Below are 5,028 nucleotides of genomic sequence, written 5' to 3'. Positions count from 1 at the left end.
AACCAGTCCTGCTGCCGATAGCCAAATGATGGCCAGTCCTTTTTAGCAACTCTGGTGACCAACTTGCCTTCAAACTCCAGCCACACCGCCGAGTTGATATCCACTTTGGTGATGCGCCCACGCACTAACCTGAAGCCAGCTTCATCACCGCGTAAAGACACTGTCGGCAGAGGCTGCCAGTAGTTATCCCTCCATACACCTAAGGATTTTTGTCGCGCCTCCCGCTCTGGTGTTGACAGGCAATGCACCTGGGCAGTATTGGGCGGTACAGCAATCTGCAACGCCATGCCGCTGCGCAATTGCGCATCGGCCAAGCTATTTCCGCGACTATCGTACACATGCGCCAACAAACGACCGTAGTGATCATGGGTTTCGCGCTCAAATCCAAGACGAACCTTACCTTTGCTCGCATCGATAAACGCCTGTGCCGCTGCGCGCGACTCACGACCGAGCGGCTGGCCGGGTTTGTTGCCATGCACAATTTCCGGGGCGTTAATCCCCAGCACCCGCACCGAGCGGCCGTCTTGTAATTTCAGGGTGTCCCCATCCGATACCCGCGCCACATGCACCAACTCACCAGTAGGAAAGCCGCATTCAGCAACGGCGACGGAGGGCAAAAACAAAGAACACAGACATAAAAAAACGCCGGAAATTTTCATTCCCGGCGTTTTTACTAGCGGCGCTAGCAGAGTGCGGATCAAGAAATTAGTCTTTCTTGGCACCAGCGATACGGCTGCCGAAACGCTTGGTGAAGCGATCAATACGGCCACCGGTATCAACAACTTTTTGCTTGCCGGTGTAGAACGGGTGGCAGGCGCCACATACGTCAACGTGCAGGGCTTTGCCCAAGGTTGAACGGGTGGTGAAGCTGTTGCCACAGCTGCAGGTTACAGCTACGTCAACGTAATTTGGATGAATGTCTGCTTTCATGATGAATGCCTTGTGTGATCTGCGCCGCCACCTGGTCAGTTGCCGGGCACCGCGCATAGGTTTAAAAAACGGCTGTTTTCGGGAGCGGCGATACTACCAGAAAACCCTAGGCGCGCAACTGAAAAACGCCATTTCGCGCAAAAAACCACCAGCCGATCAGCAATAAACTGCGAACACCAGATCGATTACGTTATGCTGCCCGCCTCGTTTGATAATTGCCGACTCCATGACCCAAACCTCATCAACAGAATCCTTGCTGCTGGAAATCGCACTGCCCGTACCCCTGCGTCGCTGCTTTGACTATCTACCTCCTGCAGATACAACACCTTCCGCACTGCAACCGGGGATATTAGTGCGCGTCCCTTTTGGCCATCAGGAACTGGTCGGCGTACTGATAAAAGTCAAAACGGAAAGCGCGCAAGATAGGGGCAAACTGCGCGCGGCATTGGCAATTATCGACCCGCGTCCCGCTCTCGATAGCGAATTGCTCGACCTCTGCCTTTGGGCCGCCGACTACTACCAATGCGCCCCCGGCGAAGCCTTGCAAACCGCCCTACCAGTGCTCCTTCGCCAGGGCGAACCCGCACAGTTGCGCGGGGAACCGGTATTCTGCCTTACCACCGAAGGCAAAGGTTTGCCGGAAGGTGCACTTAAACGCTCGCCGAAACAAGCGACTTTGTTGGCCGCCTTGCAAACCCGCCATCAACTCAGCCGCAGCGATCTCGATTTGCTGGACATTCCCCGCTCCATCGCCAAAAGCCTGATCGACAAGGGCCTAGCGCGGATCGACGAAATAGTGCCCAGCCAAGCGCCACACACGGCAGAGCTGTTGCACGAACACCCGCTGACCTTGAGCGATGAACAGCAAGCCGCGTTTGCACAGATCGACTACGGTAGCTTTAAAACTTACCTGCTCGATGGCGCAACCGGCAGCGGTAAGACCGAAATCTATCTGCAGGCAATTGAGCAATCACTCAAGCAAGGCAAGCAGGCATTGGTACTGGTTCCAGAGATCGGCCTCACACCGCAAACCCTGCAGCGTTTCCAGCGTCGGTTTAATTTGCCCATTGTGGCCTTGCACTCCGGTTTAAACGACCGCGAGCGGCTGGATGCCTGGCTGCAGGCGCGCGACGGTATTGCGCGCATCATTATCGGCACCCGCTCGGCGCTGTTTACGCCGCTCAAAGAACCGGGCATTTTAATTATCGACGAAGAACATGACGGTTCTTTTAAACAGCAAGATGGCTTCCGCTATTCCGCGCGCGATCTCGCTGCCGTACGCGCACATCGCCTCGGTATTCCACTGATTCTCGGATCGGCTACGCCCTCACTGGAAACCCTGCACAATGCATTACAAGGGCGGTATCAATACCTGCGCCTGAAAGCGCGCGCGGGCAATGCCAAACCACCGGAGATTCAGCTGCTCGATATTCGCGGCGAAATTCTGCACGAGGGTTTTGCGCAAGCCAGTATCGATGCCATTGGCGATACGCTCGGCAAAGGCAACCAGGTGCTGGTATTTCTCAATCGCCGCGGCTACGCACCCACGTTGGAGTGTCACGATTGCGGCTGGTTAGCTAACTGCAATCACTGCGATGCACGCATGACCGTGCACCAGACACCGCGCCATCTGCACTGCCATCACTGCGATCACCAGCGCGGCATTCCCAAGCGCTGCCCAAGCTGCAACAGCAGCAAAATTCAACCTATAGGCCAGGGCACCGAGCGCAGTGAAGTGGTGCTGCAACAATTATTTCCAGCTTACAAAGTCATCCGCGTAGACCGCGATTCAACGCGCAATAAAAACAGCATGCAAAAACTGTTAGTCGATGTGCACAGCGGCGAACCCTGCATCCTTGTCGGTACCCAAATGCTCGCCAAAGGCCATCACTTTGCCGATGTGACGCTGGTGGTGATTATCGATGCGGACGCTGGTTTATTCAGCACCGATTTCCGCGGCGCCGAGCGCATGGGGCAGCTGTTATTGCAAGTCGCCGGGCGCGCCGGGCGCGAGGAAAAAAGTGGCAGGGTGATTTTGCAGAGCCATCACACCGATCACCCGCTAGTGCAAACACTGGTGCAGCAGGGTTATCACGCGTTAGCCGATTTGATTTTGCATGAGCGCCAGATCACCCAGTTGCCACCCTATCGCCACCTTGCATTGATTCGAGCGGAAAGCAAACAAGCCATAGCGGCGGTAGATTTCCTGCAGACCGCACGCAAAATCGCCGAGCAACTGCAAGCGCCGCACCCGCTCTTGAATTATCTCGGCCCCCTGCCGGCAATGATGGAAAAGCGCGGCGACCGCTTCCGCTACCAATTGCAGATCAACAGTGCGCAGCGCAAACCCTTGCAGCAATTGCTCAGCGAATTAGCATTGCAGTTGGAAGCATCCCCGCTCGCCAAGCGGGTGCGCTGGTCGATTGATGTTGACCCACAGGAAATGGGCTAAACCCTAAGTGGCACAAGCAACAGACAGATGGGGAAATTGCAGGCTTAGTGACTCACCCGCGCAATCCCTTTACAATCGCGCCTCGATTTAGCACAGATACACACATTCCATGAGTAGAGATTTCGCCAAAAAAGGCCGCGCACCAGCGCGCCGCACATCATCCAGCAGCACCAGCGCGACGCCTCCCTGGTTGTGGTTCGTGGCGGGTCTGGTATTGGGTGCGTTTGCGGCCAGCCTCTACTTTATTAAAAACCCGGTTGCGGCGCCGGCTCCCAAAGAAGAGCCCAAGCCCAAGGTGACCGAAAATAAAACGCCAAAACCGCGTTTTGATTTCTACAAATTGCTGCAAGAAAGCGAAACCATTGTGCCAGCGAGCGAAACGATCAACGAAGAAAAGCCGGCGCAGGAGCAGACCACCGAGTACATTCTGCAGGTCGGCTCTTTCCCACGCGCTGAAGATGCAGACAAATTGCGCGCGCAATTAATTTTGCTCAACCTCGACGCCAATATTGAAAAGGTAGAGATTCGCAAAGGTGAAGTCTGGCATCGCGTAGTAGTCGGCCCCTTTAATAACCAAAACGAACTCACTAGCGCCCGCTCGCAACTGGTCAAAAACGAATACAACGCGCTGGTACTTAAACGCGCTAAAACCAAATAATCCCCACATCCAGGTGCACGCCTTGAAAAAGGCGGGCACGCCCCCATTTTTCTGGCTTCTCTGATGTAAATTAAGAAGGAAGTCCAGTGACAACAATTCTCTCTGTGCGCCGCGATGGGCAAGTCGTTATCGGCGGCGACGGCCAGGTTTCCCTTGGCAATACCGTAATGAAAGGCAATGCGCGCAAAGTGCGCCGTCTCTACAAAAATCAGGTGATCGCCGGATTTGCTGGCGGCACCGCCGATGCATTCACCCTCTTCGAACGCTTTGAAGCCAAACTCGAAGCACACAATGGTCAACTCACGCGTGCTGCTGTCGAGCTCGCCAAAGAATGGCGAACCGATCGCAGCTTGCGCCGCTTGGAAGCATTACTTGCTGTTGCCGATAAAGAAGCCTCACTGATCATCACCGGCAATGGAGATGTAATCCAACCGGAAGACGATTTAATCGCGATTGGCTCGGGCGGCAATTACGCGCAAGCCGCAGCGCGTGCGCTGATGGAAAATACCCAATTAGATGCGCGCAGCATTGTCGAAAAAGGCCTGAAAATTGCGGGCGATATTTGTGTCTTTACCAACCAGACACACACCATCGAAACGCTCGAATATTGATAACCGTAGCCCGTATGGAGCCTAGCGAAATACGGGGACTTTGATTTGATAAACCATATCCGCATTCCGTTACACTCCATGCGGGCTACTTAAGAGTTTTTTATGTCCTCCATGACTCCGCGCGAAATCGTGCACGAATTAGATAAACATATCGTCGGCCAGGCCAACGCCAAACGCGCGGTTGCAATTGCACTGCGCAATCGCTGGCGTCGCATGCAAGTTCCCCTCGATATGCGCAATGAAATTACCCCGAAAAATATTTTGATGATCGGCCCAACCGGTGTGGGTAAAACTGAAATCGCACGCCGTTTGGCCAAGCTCGCTAACGCGCCTTTTATCAAAGTGGAAGCGACCAAATTTACCGAAGTCGGTTACGT

Annotated in this window: 6 protein-coding genes; 4 read left to right on the top strand and 2 right to left on the bottom strand. The window is 54.5% G+C overall.

All coding sequences use genetic code 11. The features are described from left to right. The coding region (locus tag ACWA6V_RS17190; RefSeq protein WP_449523643.1) for a thermonuclease family protein at positions 1-701 on the bottom strand (701 nt) is incomplete at its 3' end. Positions 702-705: 4 nt separating this feature from the next. Continuing rightward, entirely contained in the window at positions 706-930 is a 225-nt protein-coding gene (rpmE, locus tag ACWA6V_RS17185) for a 50S ribosomal protein L31 (RefSeq protein WP_310067502.1), read from the bottom strand. 226 nt (positions 931-1,156) lie between these two features. Here rpmE and ACWA6V_RS17180 point away from each other — a divergent pair, with 226 nt between their 5' ends. The 4 genes from ACWA6V_RS17180 to ACWA6V_RS17165 all read left to right on the top strand — a co-directional run. After that, positions 1,157-3,382, top strand: a complete 2,226-nt coding sequence (locus ACWA6V_RS17180) for a primosomal protein N' (RefSeq protein ID WP_449523642.1) — start codon at positions 1,157-1,159, stop codon at positions 3,380-3,382. A 109-nt stretch (positions 3,383-3,491) separates the two neighbouring features. After that, complete coding sequence (locus ACWA6V_RS17175) at positions 3,492-4,040, top strand: SPOR domain-containing protein (RefSeq protein WP_449523641.1); 549 nt, start codon at positions 3,492-3,494, stop codon at positions 4,038-4,040. Between the two features lie 86 nt (positions 4,041-4,126). Further along, positions 4,127-4,651: an ATP-dependent protease subunit HslV gene (gene hslV / locus ACWA6V_RS17170; RefSeq protein WP_310067510.1), complete on the top strand. Its 525-nt coding sequence runs from the start codon at positions 4,127-4,129 to the stop codon at positions 4,649-4,651. Between the two features lie 102 nt (positions 4,652-4,753). After that, positions 4,754-5,028 (top strand): AAA family ATPase (locus ACWA6V_RS17165; RefSeq protein WP_449523640.1); only part of this gene is annotated, 275 nt, incomplete at its 3' end.

It is taken from the genome of Cellvibrio sp. (assembly GCF_053579595.1).
Note: the sequence above shows the minus strand (reverse complement) of the source record. Positions and strands in the feature narration are given on the sequence as shown.

Excerpts from the sequence above, each read along its gene's own strand:
- rpmE (WP_310067502.1), bottom strand. The coding sequence starts at position 930 with ATGAAAGCAGACATTCATCCAAATTACGTTGACGTAGCTGTAACCTGC.
- ACWA6V_RS17180 (WP_449523642.1), top strand. The coding sequence starts at position 1,157 with ATGACCCAAACCTCATCAACAGAATCCTTGCTGCTGGAAATCGCACTG.
- ACWA6V_RS17175 (WP_449523641.1), top strand. The coding sequence starts at position 3,492 with ATGAGTAGAGATTTCGCCAAAAAAGGCCGCGCACCAGCGCGCCGCACA.